Genomic DNA, 18,012 nt, shown 5'->3' with positions numbered 1-18,012 from the left:
GCCCGTTCAGCTAATAACTATCAATCTCTCATAATCTCTTCATTCGAAGAGGATATGAGTTTCAAGCAATTATTTGGTCGTGGTTGCATGGAGAGACAAAATACAAAAACCGGGGTAGCTTATGCGCCCCCCGGCGCGGGATCAATCGTTGAAGGGGGCGGTGTGGTCGAGTACTGCCTGAATCACATTTAGCGCGCCATTATGGTTATTGTCATCGGTCGCAAAACGGGACACCGCCTTGATGCTTTCGACGGCGTTGGCCATCGCGAAGGAGTATTTCACCAGTTTTAGCATTTCAGTGTCGTTCGCGCTGTCGCCGATAGCGACGCAGGTCTGCGGTGAGAGGTTCCAGCGTTTAAGCAGGCGGCTGATGCCGTTAGCTTTATGCAGGCCGGGGATGATCAAATCGACGAAACCAAAGCCACTGGTGACCGGCTTCATAATACCGTCCAGCGAGACGTGCAGTTTATCGATCAACTGCGGAATATCGCTATCCGGAAGATTAAGCGAGAACTTAAACAGCGTGTCGTCAATATCATGGTAGCTGCTGATGCGCTGCAGGCGATGGTAGTGCTTTGACATTAGCGCGACAAAGGCATCGGGCGCCCGGTCGCTGACGTAAGCGCTTGCGAGGCCACAGGCGACGAAGTTGAGCTGGGGATCTTTAAGCAATTCACCAATCACCACCTGGGATTCGTGACGGGTCAGTTCGCCGTGGAACAGTTGTTGGCCGTGTTCATAAACCAGCGCGCCGTTTTCGGCGACGAAGGAGATCTGCTCGCGGATTTCCGGGAAAAAAGAGATCAACTGGTAGTATTGGTTGCCGCTGGCGACAACGAATTCAATACCCTGTTGCTGGAGTTGCGCAAACTGCGCGAGAAAACGCGGGCGATCATACTGCTTGGCGTCATTGAGAAAAGTTCCGTCCATATCAGTGACGATAACTTTAACGGTCATAACAAGTGCTCCTGGCTTAACTTCGACCAGTAACATTCTAATTACAATGTGATGGAGAGCACAAATTTATTTCGAATGAAAGTTTATCCAGCGCTTTTTGAACCGCAGATGCGCTGCCTTATCCCGTCCGTTTATGGAAGCCCGGCTCCCGAGGATGCATGAGGAACATCCGCGTCCCTCACCAGATTACTGACAACGAGCGTTGTTCAGGAACTGCCCGGCGGCACGCCATTCGCTTGCACAGGTCTAAAAGTGAGGTACAGGAGATGGATATTGCAGGAAATGTAGGCCGGGTAAGGCGTTAGCCGCCACCCGGCGTAAACGGGGCCACTGACTGATACGGATTTGTCAGCAGCCTCTACGGCCTTGGGCTGGTCAATTCCTTGTGACGAATTTATTGTCCACCTTACAGCGTATGCTCGGTACGGGCGATAATATCGTCCTGGGCATCCGGCGACAGGGCGGTAAAGAACGCCGAGTACCCGGCGACCCGGACCACTAAATCGCGATACTGATCCGGGTGTTTCTTCGCCGCCAGCAGCGTTTCGCGCGACACGATGTTGTACTGAATATGCCAGCCTTTGTGCACTTCGAAGAAGGTGCGTAGCAGCATCATCAGTTTTTGTTTATCGGATTCGTTCTCCAGGGTCGCCGGATTCAGCTTCTGATTGAGCAGCACGCCGCCAAGAATGGCACCGGTCGGCAGTTTACCCACTGAGCTGATAACCGCGGTCGGCCCCAGATGGTCGGTGCCGGAAGCCGGGCTTGCTCCTTCCGCCAGCGGCGAATGCGCTTTACGGCCATCCGGCGTCGCCATGGTCTGCGCGCCAAATGGAACATTCGCGGAAATGGACGAGGTGCCAGCATAGTAATTACCGCCAATCGGGCCACGGCCATAGCGCGGGTTGTGATACTGCTTCAGTTCGTCGATATAGGTCTGGTAAGCGCGGGTCAGCAGAATATCGACGCTGTCTTCGTCGTTGCCATATTTCGGCGCACCGTTGATCAAACGCTGGCGCAACTGCTCGTGGGTCAGGCCCGCAAAGTCGTCAGCCAGCGCTTTCGCCAGCTGTTGCTGACCAATCACGCCCTGATCGAATACCAGTTTTTTCACCGCCGCCAGGCTGTTGCCGAGATTGGCGATACCCACCTGCAGACCGGAAACCCAGTCATATTTTGCGCCGCCCTGTTTGATGCTCTTCGCCCGCTCGATGCAGTCATCGACCAGCGCCGAACAGAGAATATCGTGGACGTTCTCTTCCAGCATGGTATCGACCACATATTCAATCTCGATGGATTTGCGCGTGTAGTAGCGGATCTGCGTATCCCAGTCCGCCAGCACCTGATCGAAATTGGCGAAATTGCCTTTTGATAGCGCATGTTCCTGCGCCAGGAAGATCTGACCGCTGGTGGCATCGCGACCGCCTTCCAGCGCCGCCAGCATCACCCGGGCAAAGTTGATAAAGCTCATCCCGGTGCAGCGATAGCCCCATTTGCCGCCGACGGCGGTTTCGATGCAGCCAATTGCGGCATAATCGTAAGCATCCTGCGGCGCAATCCCCAGCCTGATAAATTCCGGAATAACGATTTCGTCGTTATTGAACGCCGGCATACCGAAACCGCAGCGAATCACCTGTACGCAGGCATCGAGGAAGTCATTGCTCATGCCGGCATGGTAACGCACGCTCAGGTTTGGCTGAGTCGAGCGCAGACGACCGCAGGATTCCAGGATTGCGTAAGAGAGCGGGTTCACCGCGTCCTGCGCGTTGCCGTCAACCAGATTCTGGCCGCCGATGGTGACGTTCTGATACAGCGGACTCCCGGCGGAGGCTTTGGAATGCGAGCCGGAGCGAATTTTGTTCACTTCCAGCAGCTTCAGCCAGCAGCAGTGCAGCAGTTCAATGGCGTGCTCACGATCCAGAGACTGTTCGAGTTCGACGTCGCGACGATAGTACGGATAGAGGTACTGATCCATACGGCCAAAAGAGACCGAGTGGCCGTTGGATTCGATTTGCAGAATTAGCTGAATGAAATAGCACAGCTGTAGCGCCTGCCAGAAGGTTTTCGGCGGCTCATGGGCGATGATGTCGCAGTTCTCGGCAATCGCCAGCAGTTCGTCGCGACGGGATTCTCTGGGCTCCTCGGCGGCCATACTGCGCGCCAGTTCGGCAAAACGCTGGATGTGTGCGCTTACCGCTTCCAGCACGATATCAATGGCTTTCAGGAACTGCTCGCCGTGCAGATCTTCCAGCACGGTAAGATTAATGCGCGAACGGCGCTCGGCAACTTTAACGCGCATACCGTCGAGGCCTTTTTCCAGCAGTAGCGGGTAGTTGACCGCAAGGTGAGCATCGCCGGAGGTCATATTGCCTTCCGCTTTGATGATCCCGGTGGCGAGCAGCGCTTTTTGCTCATCGGTAAACATGCCGTAGCAGCGATCCTGCACGGTTTGGCCGCGCCACCACGGGCACACTTCATGCAGCACGCGTTTGTTCTCTTCGCTGACCGCAAAGCCCGCGCCGGGACGATCCGCCAGATCGTCAATTTCTTTTTCTATCCAGCTAACAGTGTATTCCGGGAAGATCGGCGCGGCGCGGACCTCGCTGGCCTGGTTGCCGACAATCAGTTCATCATGCTTGATCCAGATTGTGCGCTCCGCCAGATGATGAGCCAGCGCCAGCGCGCGGCGCACCGGAATCGGTTTATCCAGATGCTGCTGATAGGTTTCGGTATAGTGGCGGGCGCGCTCGGTGCAAACCGGCGGCTTGACGATATGCACCAGCGCCATTTTATGCGCCTGAATGCGTGGACTCAGGGTATCCAGTTTCAATGTTGTCATAAGCTTATCCTCGTAAAGTCGCCGTTAGACCTTTGCTTTGCGCGTAATGCTGCGCGAAAGTGAGCAGTTCAGGGGCGGCAAGGGGTTTATCCGGGGCGGTATAGGGCTGACCAAGTAATTGATATTTGTTCATTCCCAGCGTGTGATAGGGCAGGAAGTGAATTTCCCCGACCTTTAAACGGTCAGCGGCAAAATCGGTAATGGCGGTAATATCGGCTTCGTTAGCGTTAAAACCCTGAATCAGCGGTACGCGAATGATGAGCTTCTTTCCCGCCTGCGTGACCCGTTGCAGGTTTTCCAGCACCCGGCGGGCGCTGCCGTCGGTCCACTGACGGAAAATGGCTTCATTGACATGCTTCAGGTCGGCGAGAAACAGGTCGATAAAAGGCAGGGAAGGTTCAACGTATTTCCACGGTACGTGCAGGCAGGTTTCGACCGCGGTGTGGATCCCCGCGCTGCGGCTGGCGGCAAACAGCTGGCGGGCCAGTTCCGGGTTCATAAATGGCTCGCCGCCGGAAAGGGTGACGCCGCCGCCGCTGCGATCGTAAAAGGGTTTATCCCGCAATACCGTGGTCATAATCTCTTCGACGCTTTTCTCTTCGCCGCAGACCGTTAATGCCGTCGTCGGACAGCAGTCGCGCAGCTTGCCGATATGCGCAGCGGTGAGCTTTTCCCGGTGGATAATCAGGCCATCCAGCGTGCGGGTCATCACATCCGGCGCGGCCTGTTGGCAGAGATCGCAGCCGTCAAGGCAAAGACGAGCGTCATACAACAAATCCTCCGCGCGGGCGCGGCTTTCAGGGTTCTGGCACCAGCGGCAGCCCAGCGAGCAACCTTTGAGGAACACGACGGTGCGGATCCCCGGGCCATCATGGGTTGAGTAACGCTGAATATTGAAGATCATATTTCACCCTTTATTTTGCATATGAAGATTAAATTACTTTCGAATGAAAGTTACATTGATATAAATCAACAAGCCGGGTGAGGGATAAAAGCAGGAAGGAAAAGTCGCGGGCGGTCACAAATAATCCGGCGGAAAGTACCGCCGGAGAGGGGCTAAGGCGTACCGCACACCTCACATTGCGGATTCCGCAGCAGCTTCATTTCGCGAAACTGGCAGCGCATCGCGTCATACATCACGATTTTGCCGACAGCGGGGCTGCCGTAGTGGGTCAGTATCTTAATGGCTTCCATCGCCTGTAACGAACCAATGGTGCCGACCAGCGGCGCCATTACTCCTGCTTCGACGCAGGTAAGGGTGTTTTCGCCAAACAGGCGGCTCAGACAGCGGTAGCAGGGTTCGTTTTCTCCCCAGGTAAAGACGCTGATTTGCCCTTCCATACGAATCGCCGCCCCGGAAACCAGCGGCGTTTTATGGCGGAAACATCCGGCGTTAAGCTGGTTGCGGATAGAAACATTATCGGTACAGTCGAGCACCAGATCGTGGGCGGCGATTTGCGCCGATAGCGCCTCTTCTTCCAGCAATGCGTTTAGCGTCGTGAGCTTAACGTTGGGATTAATTCGCGCCAGCGCCGCGCGGGCTGAGTCAACCTTCGGCTGACCGATGGCGGCATCGCTGTGCAGGATCTGGCGCTGAAGGTTGGAGAGCGACACGGTGTCGAAATCGAGCAGGGTGAGCTGACCGACGCCAGCCGCCGCCAGATATTGCGCGGCAGCGCAGCCGAGCCCGCCCAGGCCAACAACCAGCACGCTGGAGGCTTTCAACTGCTCCTGACCGTCAAAATCGAAATCGCGCAGAATGATTTGTCGGTTATAGCGCAGCATTTCCGCATCGCTCAGCTCTGTGCCCATTACATGCCTCCGAACAGATGATTAAACGGCTCAACTTCCACCCATTCACCGGCTTCAACATGGCCGCGTTCGCGTTCCAGTACGATAAAACAGTTGCCGAGGCTGAATGAACTGAAAATATGCGAGCCCTGGTGGCCGGTGCTGTTCACCACCAGTTCCCCGTCCGGGTTGCGTTGCAGCACGCCGCGCTGAAAATCGAGGCGCCCCGGCGATTTTTTCAGGGGTGAAGCGGCGCGCACGCGCAGACGCATCGCTTGTGACTGCCCGATGTTGCCCGATAGCTTCGCCAGCAGCGGCTGTACCAGTTGATAGAAGGTCAGCGTGGCGGAAACCGGGTTGCCCGGCAGACCGCAGAACCAGCTGTGGCTGAGTTTGCCGAAAGCGAAAGGTTTGCCCGGTTTAATCGCCAGCTTCCAGAAGGCGATTTCACCCAGTTCTTCAAGGATCGTTTTCGTGTAGTCCGCCTCGCCGACAGAAACGCCGCCGGAGCTAATGACCACATCTGCCTGTTGGTCTGCCTGAATAAAGGCTTCGCGCAGTTTGGCCGGATCGTCGGGAATAATGCCGAGGTTAATGACCTCGCAGCCCAGCGCCTGCAGCATCAGATGTACTGCCAGACGGTTGGTATCGTAAATCTGCCCGTCGGCGAGCGGCTGCCCCGGTAGCTGTAGCTCATCGCCGGTGGAGAAAACCGCGACGCGCACTTTACGTATCACGGTAACCTCAGCGATCCCCAGCGAGGCTAATACCGGCAGTTCGGCGACGGTCAGACGGGTTCCGGCAGGGAAAACGACCGCTCCGCAGGCAATATCTTCCCCAAGACGGCGAATGTTCTGCCCGTTTTTCACCGGGGCGATAAAGCGAATGCCGGTATCGGTTTGTTCGGTCTGCTCCTGCATGACCACCGCATCACAGCCCTCCGGCACGGACGCGCCGGTCATAATACGGATACAGGTATTTGCGGGCCAGACGCCGTGAAAAGGCTGACCCGCGAAGGCTTTGCCCGCCACCGGCAGCACCGCGCCGTCGGTGAGTTCCACCAGGCGTACGGCATAACCATCCATCGCCGAGTTATCAAAACCGGGAACGTTAAGTGGTGAAATAATGTCATGGGCGGTCACGCGCGAAAAGGCCTGCAACAGCGGTACGTTTTCCGTCGCATCCAGCGGCGTAATACGATTGAGCATCTGGGTCAGGGCTGTGTCGAGCGGCATCAGTCCGGCGGTAAAATCCATGGTTTTCTCCTGCGGGCAAACATCGAAAACGCCTATTATGGCAGAAAAGAGAGGCGGGCTATATGCCATCTGAGTACAAGCTTTACATCAATGTCTGCTCTTTCTATATTCAAAAATTGTATAGGACTGTCAGCAAGATAATGATATTTATACACGTTATCTTTTAAGCTGCCTCTTTGTCGGCTGAGCTCAGAACTCCCTGTTACATAGTTATCTATGCTTCTGGGGATTTCTTCCTTTGTCGCTTTGATGCATCTCGAATGATTGTGTGTATACACTTTATGGTTAAGGAATGGCGCAATGGGTAAGGCGGTTATAGCAATTCACGGCGGCGCGGGGGCGATTACCCGCGCCCAGATGACGCCGGAACGCGAACAGGAGTATGTGGCGGCGCTGTCGGCGATTGTCGATAGCGGACAAAAAATGCTGGCTGCCGGGGCCAGTGCGCTGGATACGGTGACCGAGGCGGTTCGACTACTGGAGGAGTGCCCATTATTTAACGCCGGTATTGGTTCAGTGTTTACCCGCGATGCCACTCATGAGCTCGATGCCTGCGTGATGGATGGCTACAGTTTACAGGCGGGAGCCGTCGCGGGAGTGAAACATTTACGTAATCCGGTGCTGGCGGCGCGTCTGGTGCTGGAACAAAGCCCGCACGTGTTGCTGATTGGCGAAGGCGCGGAAAACTTTGTCGCTTCCCACGGTATGACGCGAGTGGAAAACGATCTGTTTTCGACGCCCGATCGCCTGTTACAGCTACGGCGGGCGCAGGAGGGCGGCGATATCGTGCTCGATCATCACGCCGCTCCGCTGGATGAGCGGCACAAAATGGGCACCGTCGGCGCGGTGGCGTTGGATCTGGCGGGTAACCTTGCGGCGGCGACCTCAACCGGCGGGATGACCAATAAGCTACCGGGGCGCGTCGGCGATAGCCCGCTGCCGGGAGCGGGCTGTTACGCCAATAACGCCAGCGTTGCCGTTTCCTGTACCGGCACCGGCGAGGTTTTTATACGCGCGCTGGCGGCTTACGATATTTCGGCGCTGATGGGGTACAGCCATCTTAGTCTGCAGGAGGCGTGTGAGCGGGTAGTGATGGAGAAGCTACCCGCGCTGGGCGGTAGCGGCGGCCTGATTGCCATCGACAGAGAAGGCAACGTTGCGCTGCCGTTTAATAGCGAAGGCATGTACCGGGCCTGGTGTTATGCGGGTGATACGCCCACGATTGGTATTTATCGCGAATAAGAGGAAAGGGCGTTGCTGCAGAGTCAAGAAATCGAAGCTAATGATGTTCTGCAGGTGCGCGGTCTGAACGTCGCGTTTAACCAGCAGCAGACTTTTGTCGCCGTTCGCAACCTCTCATTCACTCTGCGGCGAGGCGAGACGCTGGCGATTGTCGGGGAGTCTGGTTCGGGGAAATCGGTCACCGCGCTGGCATTAATGCGCCTGCTCGATCGGACGACCAGCGAAGTACGCAGTGATGCGCTGTTGCTGCGTCGTCGTAACCGACAGGTGATTTCGCTCAGCGAACAGTCTGATGCGGCCATGCGCAGAGTGCGCGGCGCGGATATGGCAATGATCTTTCAGGAGCCGATGACGTCGCTGAATCCGGTGTTCACTATCGGCGAACAGATTGCCGAGTCGATCCGCCTGCATCAAGGCTTAAAGCATGATGAGGCGCTTCGCGAAGCGAAAAAGATGCTCGATCAGGTGCGGATACCAGAAGCGGAAACGATGCTTTCGCGCTATCCGCATCAGCTCTCCGGTGGGATGCGTCAGCGGGTGATGATCGCCATGGCGTTATCGTGCCGTCCGGCGGTGCTGATTGCCGACGAACCTACCACCGCGCTGGACGTGACCATCCAGGCGCAGATTTTACAGCTGATCGCCGTCCTGCAAAAAGAGATGGCGATGGGCGTTATCTTTATAACTCATGATATGGGCGTGGTGGCCGATATCGCCGATCGCGTACTGGTGATGCATCGTGGTGAAGCGGTGGAAACCGGTAGCGTTGAAGCCATTTTTCGCGCGCCGAAGCACCCTTATACTCAGGCGCTGCTGGCGGCTGTGCCGCGACTGGGCGCGATGCATGGCAGCGATCTGCCGCGTCGTTTTCCGTTATCAAACCAAAGTGTGGAGGAAGAGGGGCAGAATACCGTCGTTGCCGGTGAACCGATTCTTTCAGTCCGCGATCTGGTGGCGCGCTTCCCGCTGCGCAGCGGTATTCTTAATCGTATTACCCGTGAGGTGCATGCGGTTGAAAAAGTCAGCTTTGATTTATGGCCTGGCGAAACCTTAAGCCTGGTGGGGGAGTCCGGCTGCGGTAAATCCACGACCGGCCGGGCGCTGCTGCGGCTGGTGGAAACCCAGGGCGGGAGTATTACTTTCAACGGCCAGAAAATCGATCGCCTGACAGGTAGTCAGCTTCAGGCGTTGCGCCGCGATATTCAGTTTATTTTCCAGGATCCTTACGCCTCGCTTGATCCGCGGAAAACGGTGGGTTATTCGATTATGGAGCCGCTACGCGTGCATCGGCTGCTGGCAGGTGATGCAGCCCGTGAACGCGTGGCCTGGCTACTGGAGCGCGTCGGGCTGGAGCCGGAGCACGCGTGGCGCTATCCGCACGAGTTTTCTGGCGGCCAGCGGCAGCGCATCTGTATTGCCCGCGCGCTGGCGCTCAATCCGAAGGTGGTTATCGCCGATGAATCGGTATCGGCGCTGGATGTGTCGATTCGCGCGCAAATTATCAACCTGATGCTCGATTTACAGCGTGAGATGGGCATCGCATTTCTGTTTATTTCCCATGATATGGCGGTGGTTGAGCGAATCAGCCATCGGGTGGCGGTAATGTATCGCGGGCGCATTGTTGAGATTGGCCCGCGCCGCGCCGTGTTTGAACAGCCGCAACACCCTTATACCCGGAAATTGATGGCCGCCGTTCCGGTGGCCGATCCGGCGCATCGTCATCCGCAGCGCATACTGCTCTCCGACGAACTGCCGGGCAATATCTACCAACGAGGGGAAGCGGGGATCGGTACGCCGTTACAGCAGGTCGGGCCAGGGCATTTTGTGGCCAGAGAACCTGTCGCCGACGTACTGGCAAGATAACAACGACACCAATAACGCAGCATTTCAGGAGAACAACATGACTCAACGTGTTTCAGGTAAATGGCTGTTGGCAATAAGCATCGCTTCGGCGCTGGTCGTGACGCCAGCGTTTGCCGCAAAAGATGTGGTGGTGGCGGTCGGTTCTAACTTTACGACCCTCGACCCGTACGACGCCAACGATACGTTATCGCAGGCGGTGGCGAAGTCCTTTTATCAAGGGTTGTTCGGTCTTGATAAAGACATGAAACTGCAAAACGTGCTGGCGGAAAGCTATACCGTTTCCCCGGACGGGCTGGTTTATACCATCAAGCTGCATTCGGGCGTGAAGTTCCAGGACGGTACTGATTTTAATGCCGAAGCGGTTAAGATCAATCTCGATCGCGCCAGCAACCCGGACAATCACCTCAAGCGCTATAATCTGTATAAAGATATCGCCAGCACCGAAGCGGTTGACCCGACAACGGTGAAAATCACCCTCAAACAGCCTTTCTCCGCGTTTATTAATATCCTGGCCCATCCGGCGACGGCGATGATTTCTCCGGCGGCACTGAAGAAATACGGTAAAGAGATTGGTTTTCATCCGGTCGGCACCGGTCCGTATCAGCTCGACACCTGGAATCAGACCGATTTTGTTAAAGTGAAGAAGTTTGCTGGCTACTGGCAGCCGGGATTACCAAAACTGGATTCCATCACCTGGCGTCCGGTGGTGGATAACAACACCCGTGCGGCGATGTTGCAGACCGGCGAAGCGCAGTTTGCTTTCCCGATCCCTTATGAGCAGGCCCCGCTGCTGGCGAAGAACAGTAAGCTGGAGCTGGTGACCAGCCCGTCCATTATGCAGCGCTATATCAGCATGAACGTGACGCAGAAGCCGTTTGATAATCCGAAAGTACGCGAGGCGATTAATTACGCGATCAATCGTCAGGCGCTGGTGAAAGTGGCTTTTGCGGGCTATGCCACCCCGGCGACCGGCGTGGTGCCGCCATCGATTGCGTATGCTGTAAGCTTCCCCGCCTGGCCATACAATCCGGCGAAAGCGCGTGAGCTGCTGAAAGAAGCGGGTTATCCGAATGGTTTTAGCACCACGCTATGGTCGTCGCATAACCACAGTACCGCGCAGAAAGTACTGCAATTCACCCAGCAGCAGCTGGCGCAGGTGGGGATTAAAACGCAACTGACGGCGATGGACGCAGGGCAACGCGCGGCGGAAGTGGAAGACAAAGGGCAGAAAGAGAGCGGTGTACGGATGTTCTATACCGGCTGGTCAGCGTCGACCGGCGAAGCCGACTGGGCGCTGTCGCCGCTGTTTGCTTCGCAAAACTGGCCGCCCACTCTGTTTAATACCGCGTTCTACAGCAATCCTCAGGTTGATAAAGATCTGAAGGAGGCGCTGAAAACCACTGACACGCAGGAAAAAGCGCGGCTTTATAAGGATGCGCAGGACATCATCTGGAAAGCGTCGCCGTGGGTGCCGCTGGTGGTGGAGAAACTGGTCTTGGCGCACAGTAAAAATTTGACCGGGTTCTATATCCAGCCGGATACGGGATTTAGCTTCGATCACGCGGATCTGCAGTAGTCTCCCCGTGATATTTCACATTGCAGATGTATTGGCTACAAATAGACGGTCGATTGATGAGTACGGGCCGCATTCTGGGATGTCTAAACCTGTTTCAGGCCGGTGTGTTGCCCGTCCTGGTCACTTGCTTACGTTGGTGACCAGGATTTACGCATTTACCGCTATTCTGCAGTATGACCTGTTCAGGGATAGCCATCGCTCCCTGACACAGGCTGTGGGTAGGTTGCGCAAGGAGAAGCATGTTCAATTATGTAATTAAACGCCTGCTGGGGCTGATCCCGACGCTACTGATTGTGGCGGTGCTGGTGTTTTTGTTTGTGCATATGCTGCCCGGTGACCCGGCGCGGTTGATTGCCGGACCGGAAGCGGATGCGCAGGTTGTGGGCATGGTGCGCCAGCAACTGGGGCTCGACCAGCCGCTGTATGTTCAGTTCTGGCACTATATCAGCAATATTTTGCAAGGGGATTTTGGCACCTCGATGGCTTCACGCCGTCCGGTGAGCAGCGAAATCGCCAGCCGTTTTATGCCCACGCTCTGGCTGACGCTCGCCAGTATGAGCTGGGCGGTTTTGTTTGGTATGGCGACGGGAATTGTGGCGGCGGTCTGGCGTAATCGCTGGCCGGATCGTCTCGGCATGGCGCTGGCGGTTACCGGGATCTCATTTCCGGCGTTTGCGCTCGGTATGCTGCTGATGCAGGTTTTTTCCGTCGAACTGGGCTGGTTGCCGACCGTGGGGGCCGATAGCTGGCGGCATTATATTTTGCCTTCGTTGACGCTGGGCGCGGCGGTGGCGGCGGTGATGGCGCGCTTTACCCGTGCGTCGTTCGTCGATGTTCTGCATGAAGACTACATGCGTACCGCCAGGGCGAAAGGCGTACGCGAAACGCTGGTGGTGCTTAAACATGGCCTGCGTAATGCGATGATCCCGGTGGTGACCATGATGGGCCTGCAGTTTGGTTTTTTGCTCGGCGGTTCAATCGTGGTGGAGAAGGTCTTTAACTGGCCTGGGCTGGGGCGTTTGCTGGTGGATTCAGTGGAGATGCGCGACTATCCGGTGATCCAGGCGGAAGTACTGCTGTTTTCTCTGGAATTTATTCTTATCAATTTAGTGGTGGATGTACTGTATGCCGCCATTAATCCGGCTATCAGGTATAAGTAAGGTGCGATTGCTCAACTGGAGAAGACAAGCGATTATCGACGCGATGCCGGGGGTGAAACCTGGACAGATACGTACGCCGTGGCATGAGTTCTGGCGGCGTTTCCGCCATCAACCGGTGGCGGTGGGGGCGGGGATATTTGTTCTGCTGCTGATTGCGGTGGCGATCGTTGCGCCGTGGATTGCGCCGTTCGATGCGGAAAACTATTTTGACTACGATCGGCTCAATGATGGACCGTCGATGACGCACTGGTTCGGCGTTGACTCGCTGGGGCGGGATATTTTTAGCCGGGTACTGGTCGGGGCGCGGATCTCGCTGGCCGCTGGCGTGCTGGCGGTACTGATTGGCGCAGCGATCGGCACTGTGCTCGGGCTGCTGGCTGGATATTACGAAGGCTGGTGGGATCGTATCATTATGCGCATCTGCGATGTGCTATTTGCTTTCCCCGGCATTTTGCTGGCCATTGCCGTGGTGGCGGTGATGGGCAGCGGGATGTCAAACGTGATCATTGCGGTGGCGATCTTTTCGATCCCGGCATTCGCGCGCCTGGTGCGCGGCAATACCCTGGTGCTTAAACAGCAGACGTTTATCGAGTCGGCGCGCAGTATTGGCGCCAGCGATGCCAATATTCTGTTTAATCACATCCTGCCCGGTACGGTATCGTCGATTGTGGTCTATTTCACTATGCGCATCGGGGTATCGATTATCTCTGCCGCCAGTCTTTCGTTTCTTGGCCTCGGCGCGCAGCCGCCGACCCCGGAGTGGGGGGCGATGCTCAATGAGGCACGGGCGGATATGGTGATGGCGCCGCACGTAGCGCTGTTCCCGGCGATTGCCATTTTTCTCACCGTGCTGGCGTTTAATCTGCTGGGCGACGGCCTGCGCGATGCGCTGGATCCGAAGATAAAAGGGTAACGGGAAGCTGAGTAGGCGGGCGGTTGTCGTCGGGGTTATTCCCGGCCGGAACCACAGGTCGGATAAGATATAAGCCACCACTGGATGCGGTGGCTTATATGCCCGGCGGCGCTAACTGGCGCTTACCGGGCCTGGGGAGCGGCGTCGTTTTGTCGCCCCGGACAATTTCAGAGAGCGGGATTAAACCCGGCTGCCCCACAGGTCGTATTCGTCGGCGTGTTCCACTTTTACCCGCACAATGTCGCCGGGCCTGAGTTTGTTTTCCCCGTTCAGATACACCGCGCCGTCGATTTCCGGCGCGTCGGCCATACTGCGGCCAATCGCCCCTTCGTCATCGACTTCATCGATCAGTACCAGAATCTCGCGGCCGATTTTTTCCTGCAGGCGCTCGGCGGAGATCTGCTGCTGAAGCTGCATAAAACGGTTCCAGCGCGCTTCTTTGACCTCTTCCGGCACCTGATCCGCCAGTTCGTTGGCGGTCGCGCCTTCTACCGGGCTGTATTTGAAACAGCCAACGCGATCCAGACGGGCTTCTTTCAGGAAGTCGAGTAGCATCTGGAAGTCTTCTTCCGTTTCGCCAGGGAAGCCGACGATAAAGGTGGAGCGCAGGGTCAGCTGCGGGCAGATTTCACGCCACTGTTTGATGCGCGCCAGCTGGCGGTCAACGGCGCCGGGTCGCTTCATCAGCTTCAGAATTCGCGGGCTGGCGTGCTGTAACGGGATGTCCAGATATGGCAGAATCTTGCCTTCCGCCATTAACGGGATGACGTCATCCACGTGCGGGTACGGATAGACGTAGTGCAGGCGCACCCAGATACCCAGTTCTGCCAGCGCTTCGCACAGGCTCACCATGCTGGTTTTTACCGGCATGCCGTTGTGGAAACCGGTGCGATGCTTCACATCGACGCCGTAAGCAGAGGTGTCCTGAGAAATCACCAGCAGCTCTTTTACTCCGGCATCCGCCAGACGTTTGGCTTCAGCCAGCACTTCACCAATCGGACGGCTGACAAGGTCGCCGCGCATTGACGGAATAATACAGAAGGTGCAGCGATGGTTGCAGCCTTCGGAGATTTTCAGGTAGGCGTAATGGCGCGGCGTCAGCTTAACCCCCTGTTCCGGCACCAGGCTCAGGAACGGGTTGTGCTTCGGCTTCGGCGTGTAGTGATGGACATGCTCAAGCACCTGCTCGTAGCTGTGCGGACCCGTGATTTCCAGTACCTTCGGATGCACTTCGCGGATCTGATCTTCTTTCGCGCCCAGGCAGCCGGTGACAATCACTTTGCCGTTTTCTTTCAACGCTTCGCCAATCGCTTCCAGAGACTCCTGCACGGCGCTATCGATAAAGCCGCAGGTATTAACGATAACCATATCGGCGTTTTCGTAGGTCGGAACGACGTCATACCCTTCGGTGCGCAGTTCTGTCAGGATACGTTCTGAGTCCACGAGGTTTTTCGGGCAGCCCAGAGAGACAAAGCCGATTTTCGGCTGATGGGTGACATTGCTCATAGCTTAAAAAGTGTTCAGTTATTGGGATGATGAGGGCAGGGATTCTACCGGGATTGGCAGAAAGTTTATACTAGTTTTCTTGTTCGCGCCGCGCGATAAGTTTTTCTTTTTATGCGGATGATTTTCCTTAATCGGCCCCCGAATAAGAATATCAACTTAATGTTTGCAACGGATAGCGGACCTCCTTGCGAGGCCCGTTTTTTGCGTTGACCGCGACACCGAGCGGGAAAAACACGCTTTATCATCGTTGCAACATTGTAAATGATGTTAATGGCTTGAGGATTATTGATCTCACGCATCCTTTTGTACAAAAAATAGCCATATTATAAACAGGGTAAAGGATGACAGAGGAGGGCCTGTGATGACCGTTGACAGACGATATCGTAACCTGATGAATAAGCTGATTAACGCCAATATTGACATTGATGCTTATCTGCAGTTGCGTAAAGCAAAAGGCTATATGTCAGTCAGCGAAAACGACCATCTGCGTGATAACTTGTTTGAATTGTGTCATGAAATGCGTGAACACGCACCGCTCCTGCAGTACGCCGCCACGCCGGAGGAAAGGGAATCCTTGCGACTTGCGGGTGAGGCCGTTGCTTCTGCGGCCATATGCCTGATGAGTGGGCATCATGACTGCCCGGCTTACATTGCTATCAACGTAGATAAGCTGGAACGCTGTCTGGCGGTATTGACGTTAAATATTCATAAATTGAATGCGTTAGCGCCAGTTACCCATGCCTGAAACCGGGGGGAGCGTGCTCCCCCTTATTAATGTTATGTAAAAATCTATTTCTGTTTCCCCACGCTGGCTACTCTTATCAGCATCGCTGACACGAGGAGTATGCCATGCGCCAGACCGTTACCCTGATTGCTCTTTCCGTGCTGTTGTTTCCCGCCGCTTCCGCTGCTACCGGTGAACGGGTTGACGTGCTGCATAACCAGCTTGAACACCCGTGGTCGCTGGCCTTTCTTCCCGATGACCAGGGAATACTGATTACTCTCCGTGGAGGAGAACTCAGGCACTGGCAGCAGGATAATGGCCTCTCAACTCCGCTATCCGGCGTCCCGCAGGTGTGGGCCCACGGTCAGGGCGGTCTGCTGGATGTGGCGCTGGCGCCTGATTTTCCCCAATCGCGCCGGGTCTGGCTAAGCTATGCCGAAGGCGGTAACGACGGTAAAGCCGGGACTGCCGTGGGCTATGGCCGATTGAGCGAGGATCGCCGGAGCCTTGAAAACTTCAGGGTTGTTTTTCGCCAGCAGCCGAAGCTGTCAACCGGAAATCATTTTGGCGGACGGCTGGTGTTCGACGGTCATGGCCATTTATTTATCGGGTTAGGGGAAAATAATCAGCGTTCGACCGCTCAGGACCTGGACAAGCTACAGGGAAAAGTGGTGCGCCTGACGGAGGAGGGTAATGTTCCGGCGGATAACCCGTTTGTCGGTCAGTCCGGCGTCAGGCCGGAGATCTGGGCTTATGGCATCCGCAATCCGCAAGGAATGGCGATGAATCCGTGGAGCGATACGCTATGGCTGAATGAGCACGGGCCACGCGGCGGCGACGAGATTAATATTCCGCAAAAAGGCAAGAACTACGGCTGGCCGCTGGCGACACATGGCATTAACTATAGCGGCTTGCCGATTCCGGAAGCGAAAGGCAAGGTGGTGGCGGGAACCGAAGCGCCGCTGTTTGTCTGGGAAAAATCTCCGGCGGTGAGCGGTATGGCCTTTTATCATGCGCAGAGGTTCCCGCAGTGGCAACATAAGCTGTTTATCGGCGCGCTGAAGGATGAGTCGTTGATTGTGTTGAATGTTGATGGCGATAAGGTGACTGAACAGGCGAGAATTTTGCGCGATCGCGGTAAACGCATCCGCGATGTGCGCGTTGGACCCGATGGTTATCTGTATGTCTTAACCGACGAATCCAACGGCGAACTGCTGAAGGTGAGCCCGACGGGCTAAATCAGGTCACCGGGATCGCGATCACATCGCGCCAGGACTGACGCGCGCTAATTTGCTGATACCAGCGCTGCAGATGCGGGCGCGGTTGCCAGGTTTTCACCGTTTCCAGCAGGTTATAAACGAACGGTGCGACGGCGATGTCGCCCAGGCCGAAGGCGTCGCCTGAAAGCCATTGATGTTGCGCCAGTTCGCCATCAAGAATAGCGAACAGCGTCTCGCAGTGCGCGATAGCCGCGTCGATTGCGTCAGGATCGCGCTTTTCCGGCGGCGTTCTTACCAGTCCCATTAAAACCGGCCGATGGGCGGGAGAGAGCGAACCATTGGCCCAGTCCATCCATTTTTCGCCCTGCGCGCGCTCGGCTGGCGACTCAAGCCACAGTCGATTCTGACCATATTGCGCGGCCAGGTAGCGAATAATGGTATTCGATTCCCAGAGCACAATGCCGGTAGACGCATCTTTCAGCAGCGGCACCAGACCATTAGGATTCATGGCCAGATATTCAGGATCACGATTCAGGCCGAACTCCAGGCCTGCCAGAATTTGCTGATACGGGAGATCAAGTTCATCCAGTACCCAGCGAACTTTCTTCACATTGGTCGAGTTATTTCTGCCCCACAGCGTAATCATATTGGTACATGCCTTTTATTAAGTCGCCATTACGGCGTTGTGAGCATTCATGTTGCAATAAAGTTAATCTATATACCCATCATACTTCAAGCTGCATCTTTGTTCGCTGCCTGAACAGGCCCTGCCTGCGTCCTGATGCTGGTCAGTTAAGGGGTGTCAGTTGTGTTTATGGCTGGCTGAGCGGTTCTGTCGATCGGTGGTTCTGGCGAGCATGACGCATTTTTCGTTTTCACCCATTCAGATTCCGTGGTCTGTTCCGTTCACGATAAATTCGCGGATATTCGTTATATCCACAGCGTGTGAACGGGCAGGGGGACGT

General features: G+C 55.9%; 14 protein-coding genes. 7 read left to right on the top strand and 7 right to left on the bottom strand.

Features of this window, described 5'->3' with window-relative positions:
- Positions 1 to 141: 141 nt before the first annotated feature.
- From ABK821_RS06425 to moeA, 5 genes are all read right to left on the bottom strand, one after another.
- A complete protein-coding gene (locus ABK821_RS06425) occupies positions 142 to 957 on the bottom strand; it encodes a Cof-type HAD-IIB family hydrolase (protein ID WP_138360547.1) in 816 nt (271 codons plus the stop codon).
- Between the two features lie 406 nt (positions 958 to 1,363).
- Positions 1,364 to 3,796 carry a formate C-acetyltransferase/glycerol dehydratase family glycyl radical enzyme gene (locus ABK821_RS06420; RefSeq protein WP_395033876.1) on the bottom strand — a complete coding sequence of 811 codons (2,433 nt, stop codon included), beginning with the start codon at positions 3,794 to 3,796 and terminating at the stop codon, positions 1,364 to 1,366.
- 4 nt (positions 3,797 to 3,800) lie between these two features.
- A complete protein-coding gene (locus ABK821_RS06415) occupies positions 3,801 to 4,700 on the bottom strand; it encodes a glycyl-radical enzyme activating protein (protein ID WP_395033875.1) in 900 nt (299 codons plus the stop codon).
- Between the two features lie 152 nt (positions 4,701 to 4,852).
- Complete coding sequence (moeB, locus tag ABK821_RS06410) at positions 4,853 to 5,608, bottom strand: molybdopterin-synthase adenylyltransferase MoeB (RefSeq protein ID WP_395033874.1); 756 nt, start codon at positions 5,606 to 5,608, stop codon at positions 4,853 to 4,855.
- The gene (gene moeA / locus ABK821_RS06405) at positions 5,608 to 6,843 is read right to left on the bottom strand and encodes a molybdopterin molybdotransferase MoeA (protein ID WP_395033873.1); all 1,236 of its coding nucleotides are present in this window, start codon (positions 6,841 to 6,843) and stop codon (positions 5,608 to 5,610) included. Before moeA ends, moeB begins: the two co-directional genes overlap by 1 nt.
- Before the next feature lie 300 nt (positions 6,844 to 7,143).
- On the opposite strand from moeA, the gene iaaA reads away from it, so the two are divergent.
- The 5 genes from iaaA (at position 7,144) to gsiD (ending at position 13,597) form a co-directional block, all read left to right on the top strand.
- Positions 7,144 to 8,085: a beta-aspartyl-peptidase gene (gene iaaA, locus ABK821_RS06400; protein WP_142501601.1), complete on the top strand. Its 942-nt coding sequence runs from the start codon at positions 7,144 to 7,146 to the stop codon at positions 8,083 to 8,085.
- Positions 8,086 to 8,097: 12 nt separating this feature from the next.
- Entirely contained in the window at positions 8,098 to 9,948 is a 1,851-nt protein-coding gene (gsiA, locus tag ABK821_RS06395) for a glutathione ABC transporter ATP-binding protein GsiA (RefSeq protein WP_395033872.1), read from the top strand.
- Positions 9,949 to 9,985: 37 nt separating this feature from the next.
- Entirely contained in the window at positions 9,986 to 11,524 is a 1,539-nt protein-coding gene (gene gsiB, locus ABK821_RS06390) for a glutathione ABC transporter substrate-binding protein GsiB (RefSeq protein ID WP_395033871.1), read from the top strand.
- 239 nt (positions 11,525 to 11,763) lie between these two features.
- Positions 11,764 to 12,684 carry a glutathione ABC transporter permease GsiC gene (gsiC, locus tag ABK821_RS06385; RefSeq protein ID WP_142501598.1) on the top strand — a complete coding sequence of 307 codons (921 nt, stop codon included), beginning with the start codon at positions 11,764 to 11,766 and terminating at the stop codon, positions 12,682 to 12,684.
- A gap of 1 nt (position 12,685) precedes the next feature.
- Positions 12,686 to 13,597 (top strand): glutathione ABC transporter permease GsiD, encoded by a 912-nt coding sequence (gene gsiD / locus ABK821_RS06380; protein WP_138360538.1) that lies wholly within the window; start codon positions 12,686 to 12,688, stop codon positions 13,595 to 13,597.
- A 180-nt stretch (positions 13,598 to 13,777) separates the two neighbouring features.
- Here gsiD and rimO read toward each other — a convergent pair whose 3' ends face one another.
- Positions 13,778 to 15,103, bottom strand: coding sequence for a 30S ribosomal protein S12 methylthiotransferase RimO (rimO, locus tag ABK821_RS06375; RefSeq protein ID WP_138360537.1), 1,326 nt, complete (start codon positions 15,101 to 15,103; stop codon positions 13,778 to 13,780).
- A 361-nt stretch (positions 15,104 to 15,464) separates the two neighbouring features.
- On the opposite strand from rimO, the gene bssR reads away from it, so the two are divergent.
- Together bssR and ABK821_RS06365 are read left to right on the top strand one after the other, a co-directional pair.
- Entirely contained in the window at positions 15,465 to 15,848 is a 384-nt protein-coding gene (gene bssR, locus ABK821_RS06370; protein WP_138360736.1) for a biofilm formation regulator BssR, read from the top strand.
- A gap of 104 nt (positions 15,849 to 15,952) precedes the next feature.
- A complete protein-coding gene (locus ABK821_RS06365; RefSeq protein ID WP_395033870.1) occupies positions 15,953 to 17,065 on the top strand; it encodes a PQQ-dependent sugar dehydrogenase in 1,113 nt (370 codons plus the stop codon).
- A 1-nt stretch (position 17,066) separates the two neighbouring features.
- On the opposite strand, the gene ABK821_RS06360 is transcribed toward ABK821_RS06365, so the two are convergent.
- A complete protein-coding gene (locus ABK821_RS06360) occupies positions 17,067 to 17,693 on the bottom strand; it encodes a glutathione S-transferase family protein (RefSeq protein WP_138360535.1) in 627 nt (208 codons plus the stop codon).
- Positions 17,694 to 18,012: the final 319 nt, after the last annotated feature.

The organism is Klebsiella sp. KE9456 (assembly GCF_043832615.1).
Taxonomy (GTDB): Bacteria; Pseudomonadota; Gammaproteobacteria; order Enterobacterales; family Enterobacteriaceae; genus Klebsiella; species Klebsiella indica.
Note: the sequence above shows the minus strand (reverse complement) of the source record. Positions and strands in the feature narration are given on the sequence as shown.